Source organism: Pseudomonas sp. BJa3 (assembly GCF_026343815.1).
Taxonomy (GTDB): domain Bacteria; phylum Pseudomonadota; class Gammaproteobacteria; order Pseudomonadales; family Pseudomonadaceae; genus Aquipseudomonas; species Aquipseudomonas soli.
Map to the genome: position 1 here is coordinate 1 of NZ_JAOXMC010000238.1, position 267 is coordinate 267.

1 pseudogene is annotated in these 267 nt (G+C 69.3%); it reads left to right on the top strand.

The annotated features are described in order from the left end of the window. Positions 1 to 263: pseudogene (locus tag OH705_RS27565) on the top strand (hypothetical protein); the annotation flags it as partial. Positions 264 to 267: the final 4 nt, after the last annotated feature.

A 267-nucleotide genomic window follows, 5' to 3' on the forward strand; every position in this document is an offset into this window, starting at 1 on the left:
TGGCCGCCAGCCGCAACCTGCGTGTGGGTGATGCCACCGAATCGAAGGCGATGCTGCTGGGTGTGCTGGACAATCGGCCCGGCCCGGCGCGCGAGATCGTCGTGCTTAACGCCGGCGCGGCGCTCTACGTGGCCGGCGTGGCCGACAGCATCGAAGCCGGCATCGCCGCCTCGCGCGAAGCGATCGCCAGCGGCAAGGCCCTGGAACGGCTGCAGCACTTCGTCGCCACCACCCAGTCCCTGGGAAAACAGGGAACGCACTGACGTG